We start from the raw sequence: 23774 nt of genomic DNA, 5'->3' as shown, positions 1-23774 counted from the left end.
CGTTCCGACCGGGCAGACAGCCGAAGCGGTGCTAGAACCCGAGCTTTTCGAGCTGCTTGGGGTCGGACTGCCAGCCCTTGGCGACCTTGACGTGCAGGTCGAGCTTGGCCTTGCAGCCGACGATGCGGTTGACCGGCGTGCGCAGCTTCTTCTTGACGGCCACGAGGTTCGAGGCGCCCTTGCCGATGATGATGGGCTTCTGCGAGTCGCGCTCCACGTAGATGGACACGCTCACCAGCGCCTTGCCGTCGTACGCCGCACCGGTCTCGTTGTCGGACGGGTAGTCGATGGAGTCCACCACCACGGCGAGGGAGTGCGGCAGCTCGTCGTCCAGCGTCTCGAGGAACGCGCCGCGGATGAGCTCGGCGATGGTGTCCTCCGGGCGCTCCTCGCTGACCTGGTCGTCGGGGTACATCTGCGGGCCCTCCGGCGTGTGCTCGATGAGCACGTTGCGCACCTCGGCGAGGTTGTCGTCCTTGAGGGCGCTGACGGGCACGATGTCCGCGAAGTCGGCGAACTCGTTGACCTCGATGAGCTTGGCGACCAGCTCGTCGCGGCCCAGCGTGTCGATCTTGGTGACGATGGCGACCAGCGGGACCTTCCACTTCCACGTGCCGTCCTCGTTCTTGGTGGCGAAGTCGGAGCGCAGGCGGGACAGGATGCGCTTGTCGCCGGGGCCGATCTTCTGGTCGCCGGGCAGTAGGAACGCCACCTCGTCCACGTCCGCGAGGGACTCGTCGACCACGTCGTTGAGGCGCTGGCCGAGCAGGGTGCGCGGGCGGTGGATGCCGGGGGTGTCCACGAGCACGAGCTGGGCGTGCTCGGTGGTGAGGATGCCGCGGATGGCCTTGCGCGTGGTCTCCGGACGGGACGACGCGATGGCGATCTGCGTGCCGATCAGCGCGTTGATGAGCGTGGACTTGCCCACGTTCGGGCGGCCCACCACGGCCACGAATCCGGAACGGTACGGGGTCTCGTCGGCGGTCTCAGCGGTCATGGTTCTCCTTTGGCGTCTCGTCGTCGTCCGCGTCGTGATGGGAGTCATGGCGGGCGTCTCGCTCGGTTTCGGATTCATCATTCAACCCGGCGGGCTCGACGAGGATGGTCGAGACCTTCTTGCGGCGGCCGGCCGAGTCCACGGCGGTGAGCTTGAGCCCGCGGGTGACGGCCGAGGCGCCGACGATCGGCACGCGGCCGAGCGCCTTGGTGAGCAGGCCGTAGACGGTGTCCACGTCGTCCTCGTCCATGTCGATCTCGAACATCTCCTCGAGGTCCGCGATGGGCGTGCGCGCGGGCAGCTTCCACTTGCGGTCGCCGACCTTCACGGGCTCGGCGTGCTGGGTGCGGTCATGCTCGTCCTCGAGTTCGCCCACGATCTGCTCGATGGTGTCCTCGATGGTGACGAGGCCCGCGATGCCGCCGTATTCGTCCACGACGACGGCGACGTGCTGGCGCTGCTTCTGCATCTGGTGGAACAGGTCGTCCACCGGCTTGGACTCGGGCACGAGCAGCGGCTCGCGCACGATCGAGTCGACCGGGCGGGTCAGGGCGGAGGTGTTGAACGCCGTGGCGCGCACCGCGTCCTTGAGGTAGGCGATGCCGATGAGGTCGTCCACGTCGTCGCCGATGACCGGCACGCGGGAGAACCCGGAGCGCGAGCACAGCTTGAGCATGGCGCCGAGGGACTGGCCCTTCTCGATGCAGATCATGTCCGTGCGCGGCACCATGATCTCGCGCGTGAGCGTCTCGGACAGGGTGAGCACGTTGCGCAGCATCTCGGAGACCTCGGGGTCCACCTCGCCGCTTTCGGCCAGGCGGTCGATGGTCGCGCGCCCCTGCTCACGCTGGAGCTTCTCGAGCTCCTCGTCGTCGGACAGCTCGGCTTCGCGGGCCACGCGCTTGTTCACGGCGTCCGAGCCGATGCGGGCGAACGGCGTCAGGGCCACGGCCACGCCCACGATGCGGTGGTGGCGCAGCATGGCGTCCAGCGGCTTGAACGACCCGCTCATGCGCGGCCGCAGCAGCACGGACAGCACGCCCACGACGAGCGCGAACACGAATCCGGCGAGCACCTGCGCCCACAGCGGCGCGTCCAGCAGCGCGGCGATGCAGGCGACGAGCACGCCGTCCATCACGTTGCACACGATGCGGAAGAACGCGCACGAGCCGGCCGTGGCGGAACGGTCCACGATGTAGCGCTGCACGTGGTGGATCGCGTCGATCTTCTTCATGCGGTTGAACTGCGAGAGCTCGGAGTCGGTCTGCAGCTCGAGCGTGAGGTTGTTGAGGCTCGCCCGCGTGACGCGCGAGACGGCGCCCTCCGCCGACGCCATGGACAGGGACAGCCACACCAGCAGCGCGGCGACGACCGCCAGCGCGGCGATCAGGACCAGAAACGAGGGGTCTATGTCTATCAAGTGGTTCGTCAACTCCAAAATGCGTGATTCGTCGGCCGGATCGAAGTCCGGCTGGGCACCAGACTACCGGCCGCTCTTGTCATATTGCGCCATGAGGTCCGGGTTGCCGGCGGGCAGGAGGGCCTGCGGCAGCGGGCCGGAGCGCAGGGCGAGGAAGGTGAGCAGCAGCTGGCGCTGCAGGCCGAACATCTGGCGCTCCTGCTCCGGGGTGACGTGGTCATAGCCGAGCAGGTGCAGGATGCCGTGGATGGTCAGGAGCATCATCTCCTCCATGGTGGAGTGCCCGGCCGCCGCGGCCTGCTGCGCCGCCACGTACGGGCAGATGACGATGTCGCCGAGCACACCCTCCATGACGGTCTTGCCGTCGCCGGGGCGCAGCTCGTCCATGGGGAAGCTCATCACGTCGGTGGGCCCCTCGAGGCTCATCCAGCGCATGTGCAGCTCGGCGATCGGCTCGGGGTCGCTGAAGATGATCGTCAGGTCCGACTGGGTGCTCACGCGCATCTGGTCCATGACCCAGATGCCCAGATCGGAGAACGTCTTGGGATCGATGCTCCAGGCGGTCTCGTTGGTCACGTCAACGCTCATCGGCGTTCGTCCTCCCGTGTGTCATAGGTGTCAGGTGTGTCTTGGCTGTCTGCTGTCTTGGCTGTCTTGTCCGTCATTCTTGCCCGTCGCCGCCACGGCCCTCGCGGCCCGTCCGGCGGCGCCCGCGCGCGGCCTCGCGGCTGTGGTCCCCCGCGATCGCGACGTGCCGGTCGTACGCCTCGACGATCTCGCCGACGAGACGGTGGCGCACCACGTCGTCCGCGCCGAGGTGGGCGAACGCGATGTCGTCGATGCCGCCGAGGATGCCCTCGATGGTGGCCAGCCCGGAGCGCGTGACGGTGAGGTCGACCTGCGAGACGTCGCCGGTGATGACCATCTTGGTGTTGAACCCGAGGCGGGTGAGGAACATCTTCATCTGCTGCTCGGTGGTGTTCTGCGCCTCGTCGAGGATGACGAAGGCGTCGTTGAGGGTGCGGCCGCGCATGTACGCGAGCGGGGCGACCTCGATGGTCCCGTCGTCCATGAAGCGGCGCAGCTGGTCGGCGCCGAGCATGTCGGACAGCGCGTCGTACAGCGGGCGCAGGTACGGGTCCACCTTCTCGTTGAGCGTGCCGGGCAGGAAGCCGAGGTTCTCGCCGGCCTCCACGGCGGGGCGCGTCAGGATGATGCGGCGGATGCGGCGGTCCTGGAACGCGGCGACGGCCTTGGCGACGGCGAGGTACGTCTTGCCGGTGCCGGCGGGGCCGATCGCGAACGTGATGGTGTGCCGTTCGATGGCGTTGAGGTAGGCGATCTGGCCGGCGGTCTTGGCGCGCACGGGCACGCCGAGCGCGTAGGTGATCACGCCGGGCACCTGCGGGCGGCGGCGTCCGTCCGGCTCCTTCTGCGAGATCCGCGCGGCGTCGGACGCATGGGCAGCGTCGGGGGCCCGCCCGTCCCCCACGGTGTGGAACCGCGGGCCGCGGGACTGCGCGGCGCGGGCGTGCTGGCCGTTGCGCAGCGCGTTCTTGTCGATCATGCGGCGGACGGTGTCGGCGTCCATGGGCGCGTCGTAGGCGGCCTGGATGATCGTCTCGACCACGTCCTCGGCCTGCGAGGCCTGCGCCTCGGTGGCCTTGGAGTGGCTCATGATCGCGATGCGGTTGCCGCGCACGATGATCGTCAGGTCCGGGAACGCCCGCTCGACCTCGCGGATCACCTGATCCACCGGGCCGAGCACGGCCACCGGGTCAAGCTCCGGCGGCAGGGTGATGGTGCGTGTCGTCGTGGCCACGAAGCGCCCTACTCGTCGAGCGTCTCGCCGGTGAGCACGTGGGCGTGCACGTGGAACACGGTCTGCCCCGCGTCGAGGCCGGTGTTGAACACCAGGCGGAACGAGCCGTTGTACTGGTCGGACGCGATGGACTGGGCCACCTCGGCGATGTGCGCCAGCTCGGCCGGATCCGCCTTGGCGAGCTCCGCCACGTTCGCGTAGTGCGTCTTGGGGACGACGAGCACGTGGACCTTCGCCTTGGGGTTGATGTCCTTGAAGGCGTAGGTGGTCTCGTCCTCGTACACCTTGGCGCTCGGGATGTCCCCGGCGATGATCTTGCAGAACAGGCAGTCGTTGGCTTCGCTCATGACGCTCCTTCGATGATTGGCATGACGTTCTCGCCTCCCATGCTAGGCCGAGGGCTAGAACCGCCCCAGCGCGCGGGAGAGCAGGGACAGGGCGACCGGACCGGCCGTCGCGGCCCTGAGGATGTTGCGCCCGAGCACGCACACCAGCGCGCCCGCCGCCTTGAACGCGGCCACCTCGTCCTCGCTGATGCCGCCCTCCGGCCCCACGACCACGTACACCGTGCGCGGCCGGCCGTCTTCGAGGCACCGGTCGGACAGCGCCCGCACGGCCTCCTCCACGCCGTCCCACGTCTCGTTGGCGTCCTGGTGGAGCACCACCACCACGTCCCCGTGCACGCAGGCCCGGCGGCAGATCGCCACGACGCCCTTGCTGTTCACCCGCTCGGCGAGCACGGGACGCCACGCGCGGCGGGACTGCTCGGTGGCGGCGTCGATCACCGCGGCCCACTTGCGGTCGGCCTTGCCGTCCTTCCACTTGACGATCGACCGGTCGGCCTGCCACGGGACCACCTCGTCCACGCCGATCTGCGTGGACGCGTCGACCGCCTCCTCGTCGCGCCCCTGCTTGGCGAGCGCCTGCACGAGCGCCAGCCGCGTGACCGGCTCCGGCTCGCGGCCCACGGAGGTGACGTGCACCACGCCGGCCTCCGCGTCGTCCACCACCGCGCCCAGGCGCAGGCCGCGGCCGTCGGAGAGCTGGAGCTCCTCCCCCACGCCGATGCGCATGGACTTGAGGGCGTGGCGTCGCACGTCCGCGGGCAGGGTGAGCGTCCATCCGGTGTGGAGCTCGTCGGCGTTCACCGGCACGCCCTCGGCCGCCGGATCGAAGAGAAACAGGGCATTCGTCATGGTCCCAAGGCTACACGGCGCGGCGGCGTCGCCACCACGACACGCCGAGGTTGCGCGAGACGGCTCCCGTGTTAAAGTTACATCTCGTTGTCCAAACGACACCTGCCCGGGTGGCGGAATGGTAGACGCGCTAGCTTGAGGTGCTAGTGGTTATTTTTTAACGACCGTACGGGTTCAAGTCCCGTCTCGGGCACAGACAAGACCCTTGGTTCGCCAAGGGTCTTTTTTGTTATTCACGACAGTTATCACGACAGTCCGGTCACGAAAGTTTCAGGAACATGCGCTTCATCACCATCGACTCCATCGACGACGAACGCGTCGCCGCCTACACGAACCTCACGGAAATGCAGCTGCGCAACCGGCTCGAACCGGCCAAGGGCCTGTTCATCGCCGAGTCCCCCAAGGTCATCGACCGCGCGCTGGCCGCCGGGCGCGAGCCGATCTCGCTGCTCGTCGAGGAGCCGTGGATCCACGGCATGGCCGACGAGTTCACCTTCATCGACGAGCACTGGGGACCGGACGTGCCGGTCTACGTGGCCACGCCCGAGCAGCTCCGGGGCCTGACCGGGTACCGACTGCACCGCGGCGCGCTGAGCGCCATGCGCCGCTGGCCACTGCCGAGCGTGGAGGAGGTGTGCCGCGGGGCCTCGCGCGTGGCGGTCATGGAGAACATCGTGGACCACACCAACGTGGGCGCGCTCATGCGCTCGGCCGCCGCGCTGGACGTGGACGCCGTGCTGGTGACCCCCTCCTGCGGCGACCCGCTGTACCGCCGCGCGGCCCGCGTGTCGATGGGCACGGTGTTCCAGGTGCCGTGGACGCGCATCGGCGGCGGCGACCGGGAGGACCGGCGGGCCTGGCCGTGGAGGGGGCTGGAGGAGCTGCGCGCGCTCGGCTTCACGACCGTGGCCATGGCCCTCACCGACGACTCGATCTCCATGGACGAGCTCGTGCGGCGTCTGAACAACGGGCGAACGGAGCCTGACCACATCGAAAAGCTTGCGTTAATTTTCGGAACCGAGGGCGACGGTTTATCCCGCCACACCATCGCGAACGCCGATCTGACGGTCAAGATCCCCATGAGCCACGACGTGGACAGCCTGAACGTCGCCGCTTCCAGCGCCGTGGCCTTCTGGGCGACACGCCGAAAAAATTAGACACACGTTCCGCGGTTCGGTCAATCATCCATGCAATGATGTTGGTAACAGCACCCCGAGGCAAGGATGCTACGGGGTGGTGGCCGTGACCATGTCGCGCATGCGATGCACAACTGAATCGAAGGAAGGTATCTGATGGCTAAGAATCCGAAAGTTCTATCCATCGTTCTGGCCGGCGGCGAGGGCACTCGCCTCATGCCGCTGACCCGCGACCGCGCAAAGCCGGCCGTGCCGTTCGGCGGCGTGTTCCGTCTGGTTGACTTCCCGCTGAGCAACCTCGTGAACTCGGGCTACCAGCACATCATCGTGCTGACGCAGTACAAGTCCCACTCGCTCGACCGCCACATCTCGCAGGTCTGGCGCTTCTCCCCGCTGCTCGGCAACTACGTCTCCCCCGTGCCGGCGCAGCAGCGCCTCGGCAAGCACTGGTACCTCGGCTCGGCCGACGCCATCTACCAGACCATCAACATCATCGAGGACGTGCAGCCGGACATCGTGGTGATCGTGGGCGCCGACCACGTCTACCGCATGGACTTCCAGCAGATGGTCCAGGCCCACATCGACTCCGGCGCCGAGTTCACCGTGGCCGGCATCCGCCAGCCGATCGAGGCGTCCAAGTCCTTCGGCGTGATCGAGGTCGACCCGGACCACCCGAACATGATCAAGGACTTCCACGAGAAGCCGGAGCACACCGTCGGCCTGCCGGACGACCCGAACTCCATCCTCGCCTCCATGGGCAACTACGTGGCCAACACGGACGCCCTGTTCGACGCCCTCGCCAAGGACGAGAAGGCGCAAGACACCAAGCACGACATGGGCGGCGACATCGCCCCGTACTTCGCGGCCCGCCACGAGGCCGGCGTCTACGACTTCACCACCAACGAGATTCCCGGCGCCACCGCCACCGACCACGCCTACTGGCGCGACGTGGGCACCATCAAGCAGTTCTACGACGCGCACATGGACCTCATCGCCTACGTGCCGGAGTTCAACCTGTACAACTTCGACTGGCCGATCTACACCATGTCCGGCAACCTGCCGCCGGCCAAGTTCGTGCACGCCGGCCGCGACCGCCTGGGCCACGCGACCGACTCGATCGTCTCCCCCGGCGTGATCGTCTCCGGCGGCGAGGTGCACCACTCGGTGCTCTCCCCCAACGTGCGCATCCACTCGTGGTCGCAGATCGTCGACTCGATCCTGTTCGACAACGTGACGATCAACCGCCGCGCCCGCGTGTACAAGGCGATTCTGGACAAGAACGTCGTGCTCACCGAGAACTCGACCGTCGGCATCGACACCGAGCACGACATCGAGCGCGGCTTCACGGTCACGCCCGAGGGCATCACCGTGGTCCCGAAGGGCACCATCGTCGAGGACTGACGTCCTCCGAAGCCGTCAGGGCATGAAGAAGGCCGCTCCCGCACATTTGCGGGGGCGGCCTTCTTCATGCCCGTTCGGATCATTCAGATCCTGCGGCGAAGCCTCACTGCTGGTACGGCATGGCGTCGAAGTTGAAGCCCAGCGCGGCGAGCTGCTCGCGGCCCTCCGGGGTGATCTTCGCCATGGTCCAGCGCGGCGTCCACGTCCAGTCGATGCAGAACTCCTCGACCAGACCGGCCAGCACGCTCGCGCACTCGTCCTCGATGAGGTCGGTGAGCGGGCAGGCGGGCGTGGTGAGCGTCATGGTGATGATGGCGCGGCCCAGCTCGTCGATCTCGATGCCGTAGACGAGGCCGAGGTCGATCACGTCGATGCCGAGCTCCGGATCGATGACCTGATGCAGCGCCTCCTTGACGTCCTGCGCGGTGGCGCGGCCGATGTCGTCCACGGCCTTGAGCGGGATGTCGGGATCGGATTCGTCGTCCTGGCATCCGCACTTGCCGTGGTCGCCGCCGCAGCCGCACGCGTGGTCGCCGGACGCGTCCGCCTTGGCTTCGGGCGCGGGGTGGCCGCCGGGGAATCCGGCCGCGAGGTTCGGGTTGGCCATCACGCGGCGGGCGGCCTCCTCATCCTTGAGGACGCCGTTGACCGCGTCGAAGACGGACGGGGTGGGTTCGGGTACGAGGTTGTCGTTCATGTTCGCTCCAGTCGATCAAACGTCACTATCAGATTACCCGCGTCACCGCTTGGACGCGAGGGCCTTGGCGACCGAGTCGCGCATGCCCTCCCAGCCGAGCAGCGCGCATTTGATGCGCATCGGGTACTTGGAGACGCCCTGGAACACCACGGCGTCGCCGAGCCGCTCCTCCTTGGCGTCGTCGTCCAGGCCGTTGCCGCGCGACTCCATGAGTTCGTGGAAGTCGCGGAACAGCTCCATGGCCTCGTCCACGGTCTTGCCGTCCACGAGGTCGACCATGACGGACAGGCTGGCCTGCGAGATCGAGCAGCCGTGGCCGTCCCACACGAGCCGCTCGATGGTGTGCGGCTCGGCGTCGGAGACCTCGACGTGCACGGTCGCCTCATCGCCGCAGGTGGGGTTGAACTGGTGGGACTCGCCCGGCGTGCAGTACTCGTGGCTCGCGCGGACGGCGGTCTCCGCCGCGGCGGACCCCTCCACGGCGGCGTCGGGGGCGAAGTGCTCCCTGCCGTGCGGATCGCGGGCCGCTTCGAGGATGACCTCCTGATACATCTGTTCGAGGTCGTCGCCGCTCATGCCAAAATCACTCATGTTGCTCCTGTTATGCTTGCGTTGGATGCGTCCTGCCGTCGCCGTCCCGGCTCACGCGACGCCGAAGAACTTGCGCACGCCCTTGGCCGCTTCGACGAGCGCACGGGCGTCCCCGACGGTGTTGTACACGCCGGTGGAGGCTCGGTTGGAGGCGTACAGGCCGAAGTGGCGGTGCACCGGCTGCGCGCAGTGGTGGCCCACGCGGATGGCGATGCCCTGCGCGTCGATGTACTGGCCCACGTCGTGCGGGTGGACGCCGGCTACGTCGAACGCGACGGTGCCGATGCGGTCCACGTTCTCGCGCGGCCCGAGGATGCGGAAGCCGTCGAGGTCGCCCAGCTTGAGCAGTTCGGCGGCGATGGTGCGCTCGTGCGCCTCCACGTTCTCCATGCCGATCTTCATGAGCCAGTCGGCGGCCACCCCGGCGGCGACCACCTGCGCGACCGGCTGCGTGCCGGCCTCGAAGCGGGCGGGCGGGGCCATGTACTGGGCGGGCTGGTCCATCCACGCGAGCTCGACCATGGAACCGCCGAAGTTGGCCGGCGGCAGCGCCTCGAGCAGCTCGCGCTTGCCGTACAGGAAGCCCACGCCGGTGGGTCCGTACATCTTGTGCGCGCTCCACGCGGCAAAGTCCACGTCGAGGGCGTGGAAGTCGATCTTCAAGTGCGGCACGGACTGGCAGGCATCGAGCACGAACACGGCGCCGACCTCGTGCGCGCGGCGGATGATCGGGGCGATATCGGTGATCGCGCCGGTCACGTTGGCCACATGGGCGACGGCGACGACCTTGGTGCGCTCGGTGATCACCTCGTCGGCGGTGTCGGAGCGGATGCGCCCGTCCTCGGTCAGGTCGAACCACTTGAGCGTGGCGCCGGTGCGGTAGGCGAGCTCCTGGAACGGCAGCAGCACGGAATGGTGCTCGGCCTTGGAGACGACGATCTCGTCGCCGGGCTTGAGGGCGAAGCGCCTGGCGGCCTCTCCCCCGCGTCCCAGCGACGCGTTGCCGAACGCGGTGGCCAGCAGGTTGAGGCCCGCGGTGGCGCCGCCGGTGACGACGATCTCCTCGTTGCCCTCCTCGGCGTTGGCGCCGACGAGCCTCGCGACCTTGGCGCGCGCGCCCTCGAACGCCTCGGTGCTCAGCGCGGCGAGCTCGTGGGCGCCGCGGTGCACGCCGGCGTTGATCGTGCGGTAGAACTCCGACTCCGCGTCGATCACGCACTGCGGCTTCTGCGACGTGGCCGCCGAGTCCAGGTACACCAGCGGGTGGCCGTGCACCTGCTGGTCCAGAATCGGGAACTGCGCCCGAATCGCATCAAAATCCACCATCATCAATCCCCTATCGCTTCATCCGACATTTCGCGTCGCCGCTTGTATTTCGCAGAGCGTCGGATCGGCATGCACGATGCCGGACCGTAGCCTTGACCGAACGGCCTCGAGTGTGTCCGGCATCGTGCATGCCGATCCGACGCGGAAGTGATCAGCGCTACGCCAGCGCCGACTCCGAATCGGACCCTTCCGGCAGGTACTGGTCGTACCCGTTCTCCTCCAGCTCGTCGGCCAGCTCCGGGCCGCCGGTCTTGACGAAGTGGCCGTCGGCGAACACGTGCACGATGTCCGGCTTGATGTACTTGAGGATGCGCGTGTAGTGCGTGACCATGAGGATGCCGAACTGGTTGGCCTCCTTGGCGCGGTTGACGCCCTCGGAGACGATGCGCAGCGCGTCCACGTCGAGGCCGGAGTCGGTTTCGTCGAGGATGGCGAACTTCGGCTTGAGCAGCTCGAGCTGGAGCACCTCGGCGCGCTTCTTCTCGCCGCCGGAGAAGCCCTCGTTCACGGAGCGGGTGGCGAACTTCGGGTCCATCTTGAGACGCTTCATGGCCTCGGTGAGCTCCTTGGTCCACGTGCGGATGGACGGGGCCTTGCCGTCCACCTCGGTCTTGGCGGTGCGCAGGAAGTTGGTCATGGACACGCCCGGCACCTCGACGGGGTACTGCATGGCGAGGAACAGGCCCTCCTTGGCGCGCTCGTCGGGCGTCTGGTTGAGGATGTTCACGCCGTCGAGCAGCACTTCGCCGCCGTCGACGATGTACTTGGGGTGGCCGGCCAGCGTGTAGGCCAGCGTGGACTTGCCGGAGCCGTTGGGACCCATGATCGCGTGGGTCTCGCCGGAGTGGACGGTGAGGTTCACGCCCTTGAGGATCTCCTTGACGCCCTCCTTGGTCTCGACGTGGGCGCGGAGGTCCTTGATTTCGAGTGTTGCCATTGTGGAATGCTCCTTTTACTTGTCTTCGAGGACCTGCGCCATGGCGTCGCTTTCACCGCGGGCCAGTCGGCGGTCGATCACGTTCATGAGGTGCTCGGAGATGGCGGGGATGCCGATCTCCTCGACGAGTTCGCCGAAGAAGCCGCGGACCACGAGCTTGCGGGCCTCGGTCTCCGGGATGCCGCGGGATTCGAGGTAGAACAGCTCCTCGTCGTCGAAGCGGCCCACGGAGGAGGCGTGGCCGGCGCCGATGATGTTGCCGTTCTCGATCTCGAGGTTCGGCTCGGAGTCGGCGATGGCGCCCGGGGTGAGCACGAGGTTGCGGTTGAGCTCGTACGAGTCGGTGCCGGGGGCGGTCGGCTCGATGAGCGCGTTGCCCACCCACGTGGAGTGGGCGCCCTTGCCGTCGAGCGCGCCCTTGTAGACCACGCGGGACTTGCAGTCGGGGTGGTTGTGGACGACCATCGTGCGGTGCTCGATGTGCTCGCCGGGGTCGACGAAGTAGATGCCGAGCATGTTGAGCTCGCCCTGCTCGCCGCCGAAGTCCTGGTCCATGCGGATGCGCACCACGTCGCCGCCGAGCGTGACGACGGAGTGGCGCAGCGAGGCGCCCTCGCCCACGTGGATGCGATGGTTGCCCACGTGCTTGGCGTCCTTGTTCCATTCCTGGATGGAGGTGACGGACACGTGGCTGTCCCTGCCGGTGACGATCTCCACGCCCTCGGCGAGGCGCGCGGAGCCGTCGTGCTCGATCACCACGTCCGCGTGCGTCTTGTCCGCGGCGGAGACGACGAGGTGCAGGGAGTCGAGGTCCATGCCGTTGCCGTGCACCTTGACGAGCACGGGGGCGGCGATCTCGCCGTTCAGCTCGATGACGGTGGCGCCCTCGCCGGAGTTCCATTCGACGGCGGAGACGCGGTCGTTCGGCTTGGACACGGTACCGCTGGGCGCCTCGCCCTTGGCGACGCGGCGCACGGTGACGCCCTCGGCCGGCGCGGAGCCGTCGATCATGGCGACGGAGACCTCGGTCTCGCCGCTCGGGGCGAACGGCTCGAAGAACTCGTCGATGCGCTCAAGCGGCGTGTAGCGCCACTCGTCCTGGTTCTTCGCCGGCTCGGGGAACGCGGCCACGTCGAAGGAGCGCGGCGCGCGGTCGGCGCTCGACGGCATGGCCGCCGGCACCGCGTACGGATCGTTCGGATCCGCCACCGGAATGTTGATTTCCTTGTTGTCCGCCATGGATCAGCCCACCGATCCTTCCATCTGCAATTCGACCAAACGGTTCAATTCGAGCGCGTACTCCATCGGCAGCTCGCGCGAGATCGGCTCGACGAAGCCGCGCACGATCATGCCCATGGCCTCCTCCTCGGTGAGCCCTCGGCTCATGAGGTAGAACAGCTGGTCCTCGGAGACCTTGGAGACGGTGGCCTCGTGGGCCATGGAGACGTCGTCCTCGCGCACGTCCACATGCGGGTACGTGTCGGAGCGGGAGTAGTCGTCCACGAGCAGCGCGTCGCACACCGTGGAGTTCGAGGAGCCGTACGCGCCCTTGACGATCTTGACGAGGCCGCGGTACGCGGAGCGGCCGCCGCCGCGGGAGATGGACTTCGCGACGATGGTGGAGCTGGTGTGCGGGGCGAGGTGGATCATCTTCGCGCCGGTGTCCTGGTACTGGCCCTTGCCGGCGAAGCCGAGGGACATGGTGCTGGCCTTGGCGTAAGGCTCGGCGAGGATGCAGGCCGGGTACTTCATGGTGGCCTTGGAGCCGATGTTGCCGTCCACCCATTCCATGGTGCCGCCCTCGCGCACGTAGGCGCGCTGGGTGACGAGGTTGTACACGTTGTTCGACCAGTTCTGCACGGTGGTGTAGCGCACGCGGGCGTGCTTCTCGACGATGATCTCCACGATGGCCGCGTGCAGCGAGTCGGTGGAGTAGATCGGGGCGGTGCAGCCCTCCACGTAGTGCACGTAGGAGCCCTCGTCGGCGATGATCAGCGTGCGTTCGAACTGGCCCATGTTCGGCGTGTTGATGCGGAAGTACGCCTGCAGCGGGATGTCCACGTGCACGCCCTTCGGCACGTACACGAACGAGCCGCCGGACCACGCGGCGGTGTTGAGGGCGCCGAACTTGTTGTCCTCGGGGCTCACCACGGTGCCGAAGTACTTGCGGACCAGATCCGGGTACTCGCGCACGGCGGTGTCGGTGTCCACGAAGATCACGCCCTGCTTGGCGAGATCCTCCTGGATGGAGTTGTAGATCACCTCGGACTCGTACTGCGCGGCCACGCCGGAGACGAGGCGCTTCTTCTCGGCCTCGGGGATGCCGAGCTTGTCGTACGTCTTGCGGATGTCGTCGGGCAGCTCGTCCCAGCTCTTGGCCTGCTTGTCCACGGGCTTCACGTAGTACTTGAAGTCGTCGGCGTTGAAGCCGCTCAGGTCCACGCCCCACTTGGGCATGGGCTTGTCGAGGAAGGCGCGGTAGCCGCGCAGCCTCATGTCAAGCATCCACTGCGGCTCGTGCTTGTCGGCGCTGATGGCGCGCACGACGTTCTCGTCGATGCCCTTCTTGGCGGCCTCGCCGGCGGCGTCGGAATCGTGCCAGCCGTAGTTGTAGTCGCCGAACTGCTGGATGATCTCGTCATCCTTCTTGATCTTTTCCTCGTTGACGCGGGAGCGGTCGGCCACGTACTGGCTCATCTCCACGTCCGACGCGGCGTTTGGCGTTGTTTCGTCACTCACCTGCGTTTTGCCTCCAGTTTCTTTTCACGGTCCTACGCAAACCTAACAGAACGCATGGCCCTGCGCCACCGATCGCGCACGATATTGCCGTGGGCAAATCCAATCCGCGGGCAACTGTGAGCAAGGTAACGGTACCGCGCGAACGGCGGGACGGCGATCCGGCGGGGCATAGCAAAAACTCCCTCCCCTTGACATGGCCTCCGGGCGCATGCGTTCGGGGAAGGAGTTTCATGTGCGTTCTATCGGTTCACCCGTCGGTTCAGCGCGCGGCCTGATGGTCCAGCGCGGCCTTGACGAGCCCGGCGAACAGCGGGTGCGGCTTGGTCGGGCGGGACTTGAACTCCGGGTGCGCCTGGGTGCCCACGTAGAACGGGTGCACGTCCTGCGGCAGCTCGACGAACTCGGTGAGCTCGCCGTCCGGGCTCTGGCCGGAGATGCGCAGGCCGGCCTCGCGCAGGCGGTCCTTGTACGCCACGTTCACCTCGTAGCGGTGGCGGTGGCGCTCGGTGACGTGCGTGGTGCCGTACAGCTCGGCGACCAGCGAGCCCTCCTCGAGCTCGGCCGGGTAGGAGCCGAGGCGCATGGTGTGGCCCATGTCGCCCTTGCCGGCGACGATGTCCTTCTGCTCCTCCATGGTGGCGATGACCGGGTTGGCGCAGTCCGGCTCGAACTCGGAGGAGTTCGCGTCCTCGAGGCCCAGCACGTGGCGGGAGTACTCGATGACCATGGACTGCAGGCCCAGGCACAGGCCGAGGGCGGGCAGCTTGTGCTCGCGGGCGAACTTCAGGGCGCCGATCTTGCCCTCGATGCCGCGGATGCCGAAGCCGCCGGGGATCACGATGCCGTCGACCTGGTCGAGCGCGGCGGCCGCGCCCTCCTCGGTCTCGCAGCGGTCGGCCGCGACCCACTTGACGTTGACCTTCGCCCAGTTGGCGAAGCCGCCGGCCTTGATGGCCTCGGTGACGGACAGGTAGGCGTCCGGCAGGTCGATGTACTTGCCCACGATCGCGACGTTCACCTCGTGCTTGGGGTGGTGCACGCGCTCGAGCAGGTCGGCCCACTCGTCCCAGTCCACGTCGTGGAAGGGCAGGCCCAGCTCGCGGACCACGTAGGCGTCGAGGCCCTCGTTGAACAGGATCTTCGGCACGTCGTAGATGCTCGGGGCGTCCACGCAATTGACCACGCCCTCCTCGTCCACGTCGCACATCAGGGAGATCTTGTCCTTGATGGCCTTGTTGAGCGGACGGTCGGAGCGCAGCACCAGCGCGTCCGGGGTGATGCCGAGCTGGCGCAGCATCATGACGGAGTGCTGGGTCGGCTTGGTCTTGAGCTCGTGCGCGGCGGAGATGTACGGCACCAGCGAGACGTGCACGAACATGCAGTTCTCGCTGCCGAGGTCGCGGCGCACCTCGCGGGCGGCCTCCAGGAACGGCTGGGACTCGATGTCGCCCACCGTGCCGCCGATCTCGGTGATGATCACGTCCACGTCGTCGCTCGCCTGCGCGCGCATGCGGGACTTGATCTCGTTGGTGATGTGCGGGATGACCTGCACGCACTGGCCGAGGTACTCGCCGGCGCGCTCCTTGCGCAGCACGGACTGGTAGATCTGGCCGGTGGTGACGTTGGCCTTCTGGGAGAGGAAGACGTCGAGGAAGCGCTCGTAGTGGCCGATGTCCAGATCGGTCTCCGCGCCGTCCTCGGTCACGTAGACCTCACCGTGCTGGAACGGGTTCATCGTGCCCGGATCGACGTTGATGTAGGGGTCGAGCTTCTGCTGCAGGACGCGGATGCCGCGGCTGCGCAGGAGTCGTCCGAGGGAGGAGGCGGTCAGTCCCTTGCCAAGGGACGACACCACGCCGCCGGTGACGAAAATGTGCTTGGTGACGTGCTCTTGCGAATTTCCATGTTGTCTTGCCATGGAACTTCAGCCTATCATCCGCACATGACGCGGCGTGTTCCGCGGCGCACGTTCGACCACCGGCATGCCTGCATCCACGGCGTTGTCCACTCACCGCCCGCCGACACGCCCGAACGCCCGCGACCGGGGGCCACGTTCGACCACACCGGGCCGTCGCGCTGGCGCCGGCCCGGCCGCCGCGCCTACCGTGGGCCGCATGCGCAGCAATCCGCGAATCGAACGGCTGCTGGACGAATCCCAGCGCGACGGGCATTGCGCGGTCGGCCTCAACCCCGCCGACCGCCGCGGCCTCGCCCTGCGCGCCCGCAACGACGCGCTGGTCATGCCCTATCGCGGCATATACGCGCGCCGGGACCGCTGGGACGCGCTCACCCCGATCGAACGGACGCTCCACGCCGCCCGCGCCCTCGCGATCCTCCATCCCCGCTGGGTCTTCGCCGGCCCGACCGCCGCAGCCATCCACGGCTACGACCACTCCTACGCCCTCCACGCCGACGGCGCCATCCACATCGCCAGCCCGCGTTCATCCCAATCCAGCGATTGCAGTCATTTGATACGCATTCCCATGCGCAAGGTGCCTACGGTTCAAGTCAACGGTTTGCGGGTGACCGACCCCGTGCGCACGCTGATGGACTGCGGTGCCAGATACTCATTCCAAGACGCCCTGCCCATTTTCGACGCCGCGGCCAGACTGGGAGTCGATCTTGACGCCGTACGCAGGAACGGCGCCGCATCCGGTCTTGATTCGGGGCGAATCTCCCGCGTATGCGACTACGCCGATCCGCTCAGTGAAAACGGCGGGGAATCAACCATCCGCGCACTCATCATCTCCAACGGCTTTCTTATTCCGCAACTGCAACGACCGTTCAACAACCCGGACAATCCCATGGGACCATATCGAACGGACTTCTCATGGCACTTGTCGCAAGGTCTGATCGTCGCGGAATACGACGGCATGGAAAAATACGTCATGCAGCAGGGTTCCAGCCGGCGTACCATCCAAGCCGCCGTGCACGCGGAGCGCAGACGCGAGGACCATCTGCGTGCTCAAGGCGTCACCGTCATCGTCCGTTTGGAATATGAGGACATCCTGCATCCCGAACGACTCGTCCAGAAGCTCCTCGAAGCCGGCATTCCCCGATCAATAAGATGACTGTCGACGGTTGTGATTCCATGCCGGCTTAAAAAGCGTGCATACCGTCATCCCCGTCCCGGCATACCGTGTCGCATCCGCGCATGTCGGAAGCGGCCTATACGTCATTTCCGTATACGCGTATACGGGGCAGACTCCTATCGCGGTCTTTCGAGGTCTTCCGCATATACGCGTATACGAAAAATACCTTGAGGGACGATTTTCGGCGTCTACATCGTATACGCGTATACGCAGCGGACGTTGAAAGGATACGGAGACCGTTCGTCGTTCTCAAGTTGCAGGCGGAGTCCGAATACGAAAGGCATTCCATCGAGGGACGGGTATCGGGCACGTCGCCCGACGACGCACTTCATCCGGCAGCGTCGACGATTCAGTCGGCATGGTTACCGTCGGCCGACGGCGAGAACGACGGGAACGGCGCCGTATCAGGCCGCGATGAGGTGGGCGACGGCGTCGAGGGCGAGCTTGTAGCCGTAGAAGCCCATGCCGGTGATGGTGCCGGTGGCGACGGGGCTGATGACCGAGCGCTTGCGGAACTCGTCGCGCGCGGACGGATTGGAGATGTGCACCTCGATGAGGGGCAGACCCGCGTCGCCGACCATGTGCGCGGCGTCAGCCAGCGCGTACGAGTAGTGGGTGAACGCGGCGGGGTTCATGACGACGGGCGTTTTCTCGTCGGCGGCCTGATGCATCCAGCGGACCATCTCGGCCTCGTCGTCGGTCTGGCGCACCTCCACGTCCAGACCGAGCGCGGCGCCCCACTCGGCGCACAGGCGACGCAGGGTTTCGAGGTCCTGACGGCCGTAGACGTCGGGCTGGCGGACGCCGAGGCGACCGAGGTTCGGACCGTTGACGACGATGACTTTGGTCATGATGGATGCTCCTTGGCTGGATGGATGGGGAAAGGCGGAATCGGAGTGGATGGGACAGGAAGATGACGGATGGGGGGATGGGAAAACGGGACGGTCGGACGGCCGCGCCCACCGTGCGCCGATTGCCGGTCATGGACCACCGATCGATGCACGGCGGGCGGCACGGGCGCCACGCCGTCGCCGCCGAGGCGACCGGCTCCGCGGCCATCGTCGCACCGGTCGCATGACGGCAGGTGCCGCGCGTCAGACGTATGCCACGCCCACCTCCGCACCAAGTGACGCACCGCTTGCGCAGGCGACCGGTGCGACGATCGAAAGCGCAACGGACAACGGACAGCGGACGGCAGCGCCCGGCACCGGCGCCCTGTCCTACCGGCTGATGCGGCGGAACGCCTCCTCGACGGCGTCCGCGGGCGGGTCGTCGAGGTGCACCGGCTGCCCGATGCCCTTGAGGACCACGAAGCGCAGCGTGTTGCCGCGGGCCTTCTTGTCGCGGTGCATGAGCGCGAGCACGTCCTCGAACGAGCCGCCGTTCCACGAGGTGGGCAGGCCCAGCGAACTCAGCAGCGCGCGGTGGTAGTCGACCAGATCCTGGTCGATGTAGCCCACGAGGTGCGCGAGCTCGGCCGCGTACACCATGCCGACCGCGACCGCGTTGCCGTGGCGCCAGCGGAAGTGCTCTAGCTTCTCGATCGCGTGACCCAGCGTGTGGCCGTAGTTGAGGAACTCGCGCAGGCCGGCCTCCCTGAGGTCGGCGGAGACGTGGTAGGCCTTGACCATGACCGTGCGCTCGATGAGCTGCGCGACGATGTCCTCCAGATCGCCGGAGGAGCCCGCGCCGGAATCGGACGGACCCGAGCCGAAGGAGGCGCCGTCGAAGCCGCGCAGCTCGTCCGCGTGCGCCTCGAGGATGCTCAGGATGGCCTGATCCTTGATGAAGCCCGACTTGGCCACCTCGCCGAGGCCCTCGATGAAGATGTCGTTGGGCAGCGAGCCCAGGGTCTTGAGGTCCGCGAGCACGCCGGCGGGCGTGTAGAACGAGCCGACGAGGTTCTTGCCCTGCGGCGTGTTGATGCCGGTCTTGCCGCCGGTGGAGGCGTCCACCATGGCGAGCAGCGACGTGGGGCAGTTGACGTAGCGGATGCCGCGCATCCACGTGGCGGCCACGAAGCCGGCGAGGTCGGTCGCCGCTCCCCCGCCGAGTCCCACGACCGCGTCGGAGCGGGTGAAGCCCTCCTCGCCGAGCCGCTGCCAGATGCCGTTGGCGACCTCGATGGTCTTGCCGCGCTCGGCGTCGGGGATGACGATGTCGCTCACCTCGTAGCCGGCCTGACGCAGCAGCGTGCGGGCGCGGTCGGAATGGCGCTGCACCGGCGTGGTGTGGATGAGCGCCACGCGCACCGGCTTGCTGCCGAGCACGTCCGCGAGATGGTTCATCGCGCCCTCGCCGATCGTCACGTCGTACGGTTCGATGCCCTTGCCGTCCACGTGCACCTTGTGTTCGTTGATCATGTCCACCAGCTTTCTCGCCGCCCCGGCGGGGGTGAATCCGTGCGTCGCCACGCGGCTCGTCGCCAACGCGGCGAACACCGGGTCGCGCTGTTCGAACAGCTCCATCCAGCGCCTGTCGGAGTCGCCGGCGAGCATGGGGCGTCCCCCGGCGCGGCGGGCGCGCTCCATGGCCTCGCGCGGATCGGCCTCGAGGTAGATCACCTCGCCGCCGTCCTCGATGTACCGCTCCAGCAGACGGTGGGTCGCCTCGAACATGGGCGCGCCGCCGCCGAGGGCCAGCACGCCGCCGAACGAGTCGATGAGGTCGCCGATCACCCGGCACTCCAGCTCGCGGAACGCCCGCTCGCTGTGCTCCTCGAAGTACTGCGGGATGCGCATGCCCGCCTCGTGCTCGATTTCGATGTCCGAATCGGCGAACGGCAGGTCGAGCATGCCCGACGCCTCCTTGCCGATGCGCGTCTTGCCGGCGCCCGGCATGCCGATGATCACGGCCCGGGGGCGCACGCCACCGTTGACGGTGGCTGTCAGGTTCACGTTCATGGATGCCGCTCCGCTCAGCGCAGGTGCTCGGGCCACGAGGCCACGTAGGCCGCGGCGTTGCGGCGGGTCTCCTCCAGGGAGTCGCCGCCGAACTTCTCGAGCGCGAACTGCGCGAGCACCAGACGCATCATGGCCTCGCCCACCACGGCGGCCGCGGGAACGGCGGTGGCGTCGGAGCGCTGGTTGATGGCGGTGGAGGCCTCGCCGGTGAGCACGTCGACGGTCTTCAGCGCGCGCGGCAGCGAGGAGATGGGCTTCATGGCGGCGCGCACGCGGATGGGCTGGCCGTTGGACATGGAGCCCTCGAGGCCGCCGGCGCGGTTGGACAGGCGGCTGATGCGCCCGTCGGAGTTCACCACGATCTCGTCCTGCGCCTGCGAGCCGGGGCGCATGGCCTCGAGGAAGCCGTCGCCGATCTCCACGCCCTTGATGGCCTGAATGCCCATGAACGCGGAGGCCAGCGCCGCGTCGAGGCGGCGGTCGGACTCCACGTAGGTGCCGAGTCCCGCCGGCACGTTGTAGGCGATGACCTCGATGACGCCGCCGAGCGTGTCGCCCGCGGCCTTGGCCTCGTCGATGCGCTGCATCATGCGCGCCTCGGCCTGCTTGTCGAGGGTGCGCACCGGGGAGGCGTCCAGCGCGGCCAGATCGTCCGGGGTGGGCAGCGGGGCGTCCTCGTCCACGCCGACGCCGCCGATGGAGACCACATGGGCCACCGTGCGCACGCCGAGCGCCTGCTCGAGGAAGTTCTTCGCCACGGCGCCCAGGGCCACGCGGGAGGCGGTCTCTCGGGCGCTCGAGCGCTCGAGGACCGGGCGCGCGTCGGTGAAGCCGTACTTGCGCATGCCCGTCAGGTCGGCGTGGCCCGGGCGCGGACGGCTCAGCGGGGCGTTGCGGCCCTCGGCGGGCAGCTCGTGGTCGAGCGGGTCGGCGGACATGACCTCGGTCCATTTGGGCCATTCGGTGTTCGCGATCTCGATGGCGACCGGGGAACCGAGCGTCTTGCCGTGGCGCACGCCGGTGAGCATGCGCACCTTGTCCTGCTCGAACTTCATGCGCGCGCCGCGGCCGTATCCCAGTCGGCGGCGGGCCAGCGCGTCCACGATCTCCTGCGTGGTGACGCTCACGCCCGCGGGCAACCCCTCGATCATGGCCACGAGCGCCTCGCCATGGGACTCTCCTGCCGTCTGCCAGCGCAACATGCGAACTCCTCTCCGATTCCTTGACACAACTTGGGCATATGATACCCGTATGTCCTGTCTGGTGCTGCTGCCGAGTCTGCTATGTGGAGCCGCCGTGTGCGTGAGCGACGTCAGGTCGCGGCGCGTGCCCCGCGCGTGGATCGCCGCCGGATGGCTCGCGCAGCTCCTCGCGCTGGTCGTGTGGGCCGTGGTCGCGAACCAGCTGTTCACGGTGATGATCGCCGTCGTGATCTCCGTGGGGGCGGCGCTGCTCCAACTGCTGCTGGGGCTCATCGTGCCCGGTTCGCTGGGCTTCGGGGACGTGACGGCCACGTTCATGGTCGGCCTCGCGGTCGGCGCGGTGGGATGGCTCGCCGTGCTGTACTGGTGGCTCGGCATGGGCGCGCTGGGATTGGCGACGATCGCCGTCGGCCGTCGCATGGGGATCCGCGACGTGCCGTTCGCCCCGGCCATCGTGGTCGCGGGGATCGTCGCGGTGGCGCTGGCGTATGTGTGATGACGTTTGCGGCCCGCATCCGGCGGGGACGCGGGCCGCAAACGTCAGTTGGCGTTGGGGTTGCTCGTCTTGTACTCCTGCACGTACTGCTCGAACTGCGCGCGCTGGTCGGCCTCGGAACCGGTGGTGAACTTGGTTTCGCCGGTGGTGAGGTTCGTGGTCACGAAGAACAGCCAGTCGCCGTTCTCCGGCTTCATGGCCGCCTGGATGGCGTTGTCCCCGGGGTTGCTGATCGGCGTGGGCGTGAGCCCGCGGTTCACGCGCGTGTTGTACTTGTTCGAGGCGTCGTTGAGCTGCGCGTTCGTCAGCTGGCTGGACTGGATGCCGAGGCCGTAGGCCACGGTGGAGTCCATGCCGAGGGTCATGCCCTTGTCCAGACGGTTGAGGATCACGCGCGACACCTTGCCGTAGTATTCGGCCTTGTTGACCTCGGATTCGGCGATGGACGCGATGATGAGGATGCGCTCGCGGTCCGAGCCGGTGGGCACCTGCAGGGCGTCGAGCTTGGCGATGCGCTTGTCCACCATGGCCTTGAGGATGTCCGCGGCGCTGGTCTGGTTCTTCACGTTGTACGCGCCGGGCTCGAACCAGCCCTCGAAGCTGCCGCCGGCCTCGGCGGGCAGGATGCCGTCGCCCTTGGCATCGACGATCTTCTGGAATTCGCCCTGGTCGATGCCGGAGAGCGTGGCCGCGTTCGCGATCACGTCGGAGACGCGCTCCCCCGCCTTGACCTCGAGGAAGCCGCCGGCCTTGGAGTTGTCGGACAGGATGGCCACCACGTCGGCCGCCTTCATCCGCGACTGCAGCGAGAACGTGCCGGGGTACAGGTTGGGCGTGCCGGCGTTCGCGACGGCCTGCGTGAACGCGGCGGCGGACTTCACCACGCCGGCGTCCACGAGGTTCTGCGCGATCTGCGCGGACGTCTCGCCCTGCGTGACGGTGAACTCCACGCTGCCCTCGCCCGGGCCCGCGTAGTCCTCGATCACGGTGCGGCTCGAGGAGACCGAGCCGAGCAGACCGGCGCTGGAGCGCACGAACGAGAACACGGACCACGTGCAGCCGAGCACGAGGGCCACGGCCAGCGCAACGATGACGATCTTCGCCGTGCCGCGCCTCTTGGCGGCCTGCCGGCGTCGGCGCATGTCCCGGCGGGACTTCGGCGGCGCGGGGGGCGTCATCGCGGCATGGGCGTGGGCCCCGCCGCGGGCGTGGGACGCCGGAGCCGGAGCCTGCCGGGCCTGCGACGGTGCTGCGGGATCCCCGTCGGGCACGGGATTGCCGTCCTGATCCACCCATTGCGTGTTTTCGGCAAAGAAATCGCGCAAATCATCAGACACCGTCTACTCCTTCACTCGGTGCGCGTCGATCCAATGCCGACTGCAGAATGTTCACCGCGGACTGCTGGTCCACGCGCGGGCGATGAGACCTGGAGGATATGCGGGCCTCCATGAGCTGCCGGTGCGCGGCCACGGTCGTCAATCGTTCGTCCTGCAATGATACCGTGGGCGGCGTCGCGCCGACGAACCGCCTCTCCGTGTCGTCCGAGGCCATGCGCCTGACCAGATTGGCCGCCCAGCGGCGGGCCTTCTTCGCGCTTTTGCCCTCCGTACCGTCGAGCTGCAGCGGCAGTCCGACCACGACGTGCGAGACGCCCTCGTCCTCGATGACGTCGATCACCTCGTCGATCGTGTGAAAGGAATCCCCCCAGGCCTGAATGTTGCCCGCGGGGTGAGCCAAGGTGAGCTCCGGGTCGGACAGTGCGAGTCCGACCCGGGCGTCACCGAGGTCTACGCCGAGCCATACCGCTCCCACGCGGCGA

23 protein-coding genes and 1 tRNA gene are annotated in these 23774 nt (G+C 67.7%); 6 read left to right on the top strand and 18 right to left on the bottom strand.

Going from position 1 to position 23774, the window contains the following annotated elements:
- Positions 1-31: 31 nt before the first annotated feature.
- From era to DSM100685_RS03460, 6 genes are all read right to left on the bottom strand, one after another.
- A complete protein-coding gene (era, locus tag DSM100685_RS03485; protein ID WP_239512630.1) occupies positions 32-997 on the bottom strand; it encodes a GTPase Era in 966 nt (321 codons plus the stop codon).
- Positions 987-2408, bottom strand: coding sequence for a hemolysin family protein (locus DSM100685_RS03480; protein WP_240811881.1), 1422 nt, complete (start codon positions 2406-2408; stop codon positions 987-989). Before DSM100685_RS03480 ends, era begins: the two co-directional genes overlap by 11 nt.
- A 72-nt stretch (positions 2409-2480) precedes the next feature.
- A complete protein-coding gene (gene ybeY / locus DSM100685_RS03475; protein ID WP_152349963.1) occupies positions 2481-3005 on the bottom strand; it encodes an rRNA maturation RNase YbeY in 525 nt (174 codons plus the stop codon).
- A gap of 73 nt (positions 3006-3078) precedes the next feature.
- The gene (locus tag DSM100685_RS03470; RefSeq protein ID WP_152349962.1) at positions 3079-4239 is read right to left on the bottom strand and encodes a PhoH family protein; all 1161 of its coding nucleotides are present in this window, start codon (positions 4237-4239) and stop codon (positions 3079-3081) included.
- A gap of 8 nt (positions 4240-4247) precedes the next feature.
- Entirely contained in the window at positions 4248-4586 is a 339-nt protein-coding gene (locus DSM100685_RS03465) for a histidine triad nucleotide-binding protein (protein ID WP_152349961.1), read from the bottom strand.
- A gap of 54 nt (positions 4587-4640) precedes the next feature.
- Positions 4641-5435: a 16S rRNA (uracil(1498)-N(3))-methyltransferase gene (locus DSM100685_RS03460; protein ID WP_152349960.1), complete on the bottom strand. Its 795-nt coding sequence runs from the start codon at positions 5433-5435 to the stop codon at positions 4641-4643.
- Positions 5436-5539: 104 nt separating this feature from the next.
- Here DSM100685_RS03460 and DSM100685_RS03455 point away from each other — a divergent pair.
- From DSM100685_RS03455 to glgC, 3 genes are all read left to right on the top strand, one after another.
- A tRNA-Leu gene (locus DSM100685_RS03455) sits at positions 5540-5628 on the top strand.
- Positions 5629-5713: 85 nt separating this feature from the next.
- Positions 5714-6592: a TrmH family RNA methyltransferase gene (locus tag DSM100685_RS03450; RefSeq protein WP_152349959.1), complete on the top strand. Its 879-nt coding sequence runs from the start codon at positions 5714-5716 to the stop codon at positions 6590-6592.
- Positions 6593-6727: 135 nt separating this feature from the next.
- Positions 6728-7972 carry a glucose-1-phosphate adenylyltransferase gene (gene glgC / locus DSM100685_RS03445; RefSeq protein WP_152349958.1) on the top strand — a complete coding sequence of 415 codons (1245 nt, stop codon included), beginning with the start codon at positions 6728-6730 and terminating at the stop codon, positions 7970-7972.
- A 103-nt stretch (positions 7973-8075) separates the two neighbouring features.
- On the opposite strand, the gene DSM100685_RS03440 is transcribed toward glgC, so the two are convergent.
- From DSM100685_RS03440 to DSM100685_RS03410, 7 genes are all read right to left on the bottom strand, one after another.
- On the bottom strand, positions 8076-8669 hold the full coding sequence (locus DSM100685_RS03440) for a metal-sulfur cluster assembly factor (protein WP_152349957.1): 594 nt from the start codon (positions 8667-8669) through the stop codon (positions 8076-8078).
- A 42-nt stretch (positions 8670-8711) separates the two neighbouring features.
- A complete protein-coding gene (gene sufU / locus DSM100685_RS03435) occupies positions 8712-9260 on the bottom strand; it encodes a Fe-S cluster assembly sulfur transfer protein SufU (protein WP_152349956.1) in 549 nt (182 codons plus the stop codon).
- Positions 9261-9311: 51 nt separating this feature from the next.
- Positions 9312-10586: a SufS family cysteine desulfurase gene (locus DSM100685_RS03430; protein ID WP_152350041.1), complete on the bottom strand. Its 1275-nt coding sequence runs from the start codon at positions 10584-10586 to the stop codon at positions 9312-9314.
- Positions 10587-10743: 157 nt separating this feature from the next.
- Positions 10744-11523 (bottom strand): Fe-S cluster assembly ATPase SufC, encoded by a 780-nt coding sequence (sufC, locus tag DSM100685_RS03425; protein WP_152349955.1) that lies wholly within the window; start codon positions 11521-11523, stop codon positions 10744-10746.
- Between the two features lie 15 nt (positions 11524-11538).
- Positions 11539-12762 carry a Fe-S cluster assembly protein SufD gene (sufD, locus tag DSM100685_RS03420; protein WP_152349954.1) on the bottom strand — a complete coding sequence of 408 codons (1224 nt, stop codon included), beginning with the start codon at positions 12760-12762 and terminating at the stop codon, positions 11539-11541.
- Positions 12763-12765: 3 nt separating this feature from the next.
- A complete protein-coding gene (sufB, locus tag DSM100685_RS03415; protein WP_204314260.1) occupies positions 12766-14220 on the bottom strand; it encodes a Fe-S cluster assembly protein SufB in 1455 nt (484 codons plus the stop codon).
- Between the two features lie 301 nt (positions 14221-14521).
- Complete coding sequence (locus DSM100685_RS03410; protein ID WP_152349952.1) at positions 14522-16180, bottom strand: CTP synthase; 1659 nt, start codon at positions 16178-16180, stop codon at positions 14522-14524.
- Positions 16181-16376: 196 nt separating this feature from the next.
- Here DSM100685_RS03410 and DSM100685_RS03405 point away from each other — a divergent pair, with 196 nt between their 5' ends.
- Positions 16377-17333 (top strand): hypothetical protein, encoded by a 957-nt coding sequence (locus tag DSM100685_RS03405; protein ID WP_152349951.1) that lies wholly within the window; start codon positions 16377-16379, stop codon positions 17331-17333.
- A 425-nt stretch (positions 17334-17758) separates the two neighbouring features.
- On the opposite strand, the gene aroQ is transcribed toward DSM100685_RS03405, so the two are convergent.
- A complete protein-coding gene (aroQ, locus tag DSM100685_RS03400; protein WP_152349950.1) occupies positions 17759-18205 on the bottom strand; it encodes a type II 3-dehydroquinate dehydratase in 447 nt (148 codons plus the stop codon).
- 77 nt (positions 18206-18282) lie between these two features.
- Here aroQ and DSM100685_RS10680 point away from each other — a divergent pair, with 77 nt between their 5' ends.
- A complete protein-coding gene (locus DSM100685_RS10680) occupies positions 18283-18432 on the top strand; it encodes a hypothetical protein (RefSeq protein WP_170284983.1) in 150 nt (49 codons plus the stop codon).
- Positions 18433-18574: 142 nt separating this feature from the next.
- Here DSM100685_RS10680 and DSM100685_RS03395 read toward each other — a convergent pair whose 3' ends face one another.
- Positions 18575-20257, bottom strand: coding sequence for a bifunctional shikimate kinase/3-dehydroquinate synthase (locus tag DSM100685_RS03395; RefSeq protein WP_152349949.1), 1683 nt, complete (start codon positions 20255-20257; stop codon positions 18575-18577).
- Positions 20258-20271: 14 nt separating this feature from the next.
- On the bottom strand, positions 20272-21459 hold the full coding sequence (gene aroC, locus DSM100685_RS03390) for a chorismate synthase (RefSeq protein WP_152349948.1): 1188 nt from the start codon (positions 21457-21459) through the stop codon (positions 20272-20274).
- A 49-nt stretch (positions 21460-21508) separates the two neighbouring features.
- On the opposite strand from aroC, the gene DSM100685_RS03385 reads away from it, so the two are divergent.
- On the top strand, positions 21509-21955 hold the full coding sequence (locus DSM100685_RS03385) for a peptidase A24 (protein ID WP_152349947.1): 447 nt from the start codon (positions 21509-21511) through the stop codon (positions 21953-21955).
- 44 nt (positions 21956-21999) lie between these two features.
- Here DSM100685_RS03385 and mltG read toward each other — a convergent pair whose 3' ends face one another.
- The gene (gene mltG, locus DSM100685_RS03380) at positions 22000-23292 is read right to left on the bottom strand and encodes an endolytic transglycosylase MltG (RefSeq protein WP_240811879.1); all 1293 of its coding nucleotides are present in this window, start codon (positions 23290-23292) and stop codon (positions 22000-22002) included.
- A complete protein-coding gene (gene ruvX / locus DSM100685_RS03375; protein WP_152349946.1) occupies positions 23285-23767 on the bottom strand; it encodes a Holliday junction resolvase RuvX in 483 nt (160 codons plus the stop codon). The genes mltG and ruvX overlap by 8 nt, the downstream gene beginning before the upstream one ends.
- Positions 23768-23774: the final 7 nt, after the last annotated feature.

The sequence above is a fragment of the Bifidobacterium avesanii genome (assembly GCF_009299475.1).
Lineage (GTDB): Bacteria > Actinomycetota > Actinomycetes > Actinomycetales > Bifidobacteriaceae > Bifidobacterium > Bifidobacterium avesanii.
Note: the sequence above shows the minus strand (reverse complement) of the source record. Positions and strands in the feature narration are given on the sequence as shown.

Bases quoted from the DNA above. Each gene is read 5' to 3' on its own strand.
- era (WP_239512630.1), bottom strand. From the start codon at position 997: ATGACCGCTGAGACCGCCGACGAGACCCCGTACCGTTCCGGATTCGTG.
- ybeY (WP_152349963.1), bottom strand. From the start codon at position 3,005: ATGAGCGTTGACGTGACCAACGAGACCGCCTGGAGCATCGATCCCAAG.
- DSM100685_RS03465 (WP_152349961.1), bottom strand. From the start codon at position 4,586: ATGAGCGAAGCCAACGACTGCCTGTTCTGCAAGATCATCGCCGGGGAC.
- DSM100685_RS03460 (WP_152349960.1), bottom strand. From the start codon at position 5,435: ATGACGAATGCCCTGTTTCTCTTCGATCCGGCGGCCGAGGGCGTGCCG.
- DSM100685_RS03450 (WP_152349959.1), top strand. From the start codon at position 5,714: ATGCGCTTCATCACCATCGACTCCATCGACGACGAACGCGTCGCCGCC.
- glgC (WP_152349958.1), top strand. From the start codon at position 6,728: ATGGCTAAGAATCCGAAAGTTCTATCCATCGTTCTGGCCGGCGGCGAG.
- DSM100685_RS03440 (WP_152349957.1), bottom strand. From the start codon at position 8,669: ATGAACGACAACCTCGTACCCGAACCCACCCCGTCCGTCTTCGACGCG.
- sufU (WP_152349956.1), bottom strand. From the start codon at position 9,260: ATGAGTGATTTTGGCATGAGCGGCGACGACCTCGAACAGATGTATCAG.
- DSM100685_RS03430 (WP_152350041.1), bottom strand. From the start codon at position 10,586: ATGGTGGATTTTGATGCGATTCGGGCGCAGTTCCCGATTCTGGACCAG.
- sufC (WP_152349955.1), bottom strand. From the start codon at position 11,523: ATGGCAACACTCGAAATCAAGGACCTCCGCGCCCACGTCGAGACCAAG.
- sufD (WP_152349954.1), bottom strand. From the start codon at position 12,762: ATGGCGGACAACAAGGAAATCAACATTCCGGTGGCGGATCCGAACGAT.
- sufB (WP_204314260.1), bottom strand. From the start codon at position 14,220: ATGAGCCAGTACGTGGCCGACCGCTCCCGCGTCAACGAGGAAAAGATC.
- DSM100685_RS03410 (WP_152349952.1), bottom strand. From the start codon at position 16,180: ATGGCAAGACAACATGGAAATTCGCAAGAGCACGTCACCAAGCACATT.
- DSM100685_RS03405 (WP_152349951.1), top strand. From the start codon at position 16,377: ATGCGCAGCAATCCGCGAATCGAACGGCTGCTGGACGAATCCCAGCGC.
- aroQ (WP_152349950.1), bottom strand. From the start codon at position 18,205: ATGACCAAAGTCATCGTCGTCAACGGTCCGAACCTCGGTCGCCTCGGC.
- DSM100685_RS10680 (WP_170284983.1), top strand. From the start codon at position 18,283: ATGGGAAAACGGGACGGTCGGACGGCCGCGCCCACCGTGCGCCGATTG.
- DSM100685_RS03395 (WP_152349949.1), bottom strand. From the start codon at position 20,257: ATGAACGTGAACCTGACAGCCACCGTCAACGGTGGCGTGCGCCCCCGG.
- aroC (WP_152349948.1), bottom strand. From the start codon at position 21,459: ATGTTGCGCTGGCAGACGGCAGGAGAGTCCCATGGCGAGGCGCTCGTG.
- DSM100685_RS03385 (WP_152349947.1), top strand. From the start codon at position 21,509: ATGTCCTGTCTGGTGCTGCTGCCGAGTCTGCTATGTGGAGCCGCCGTG.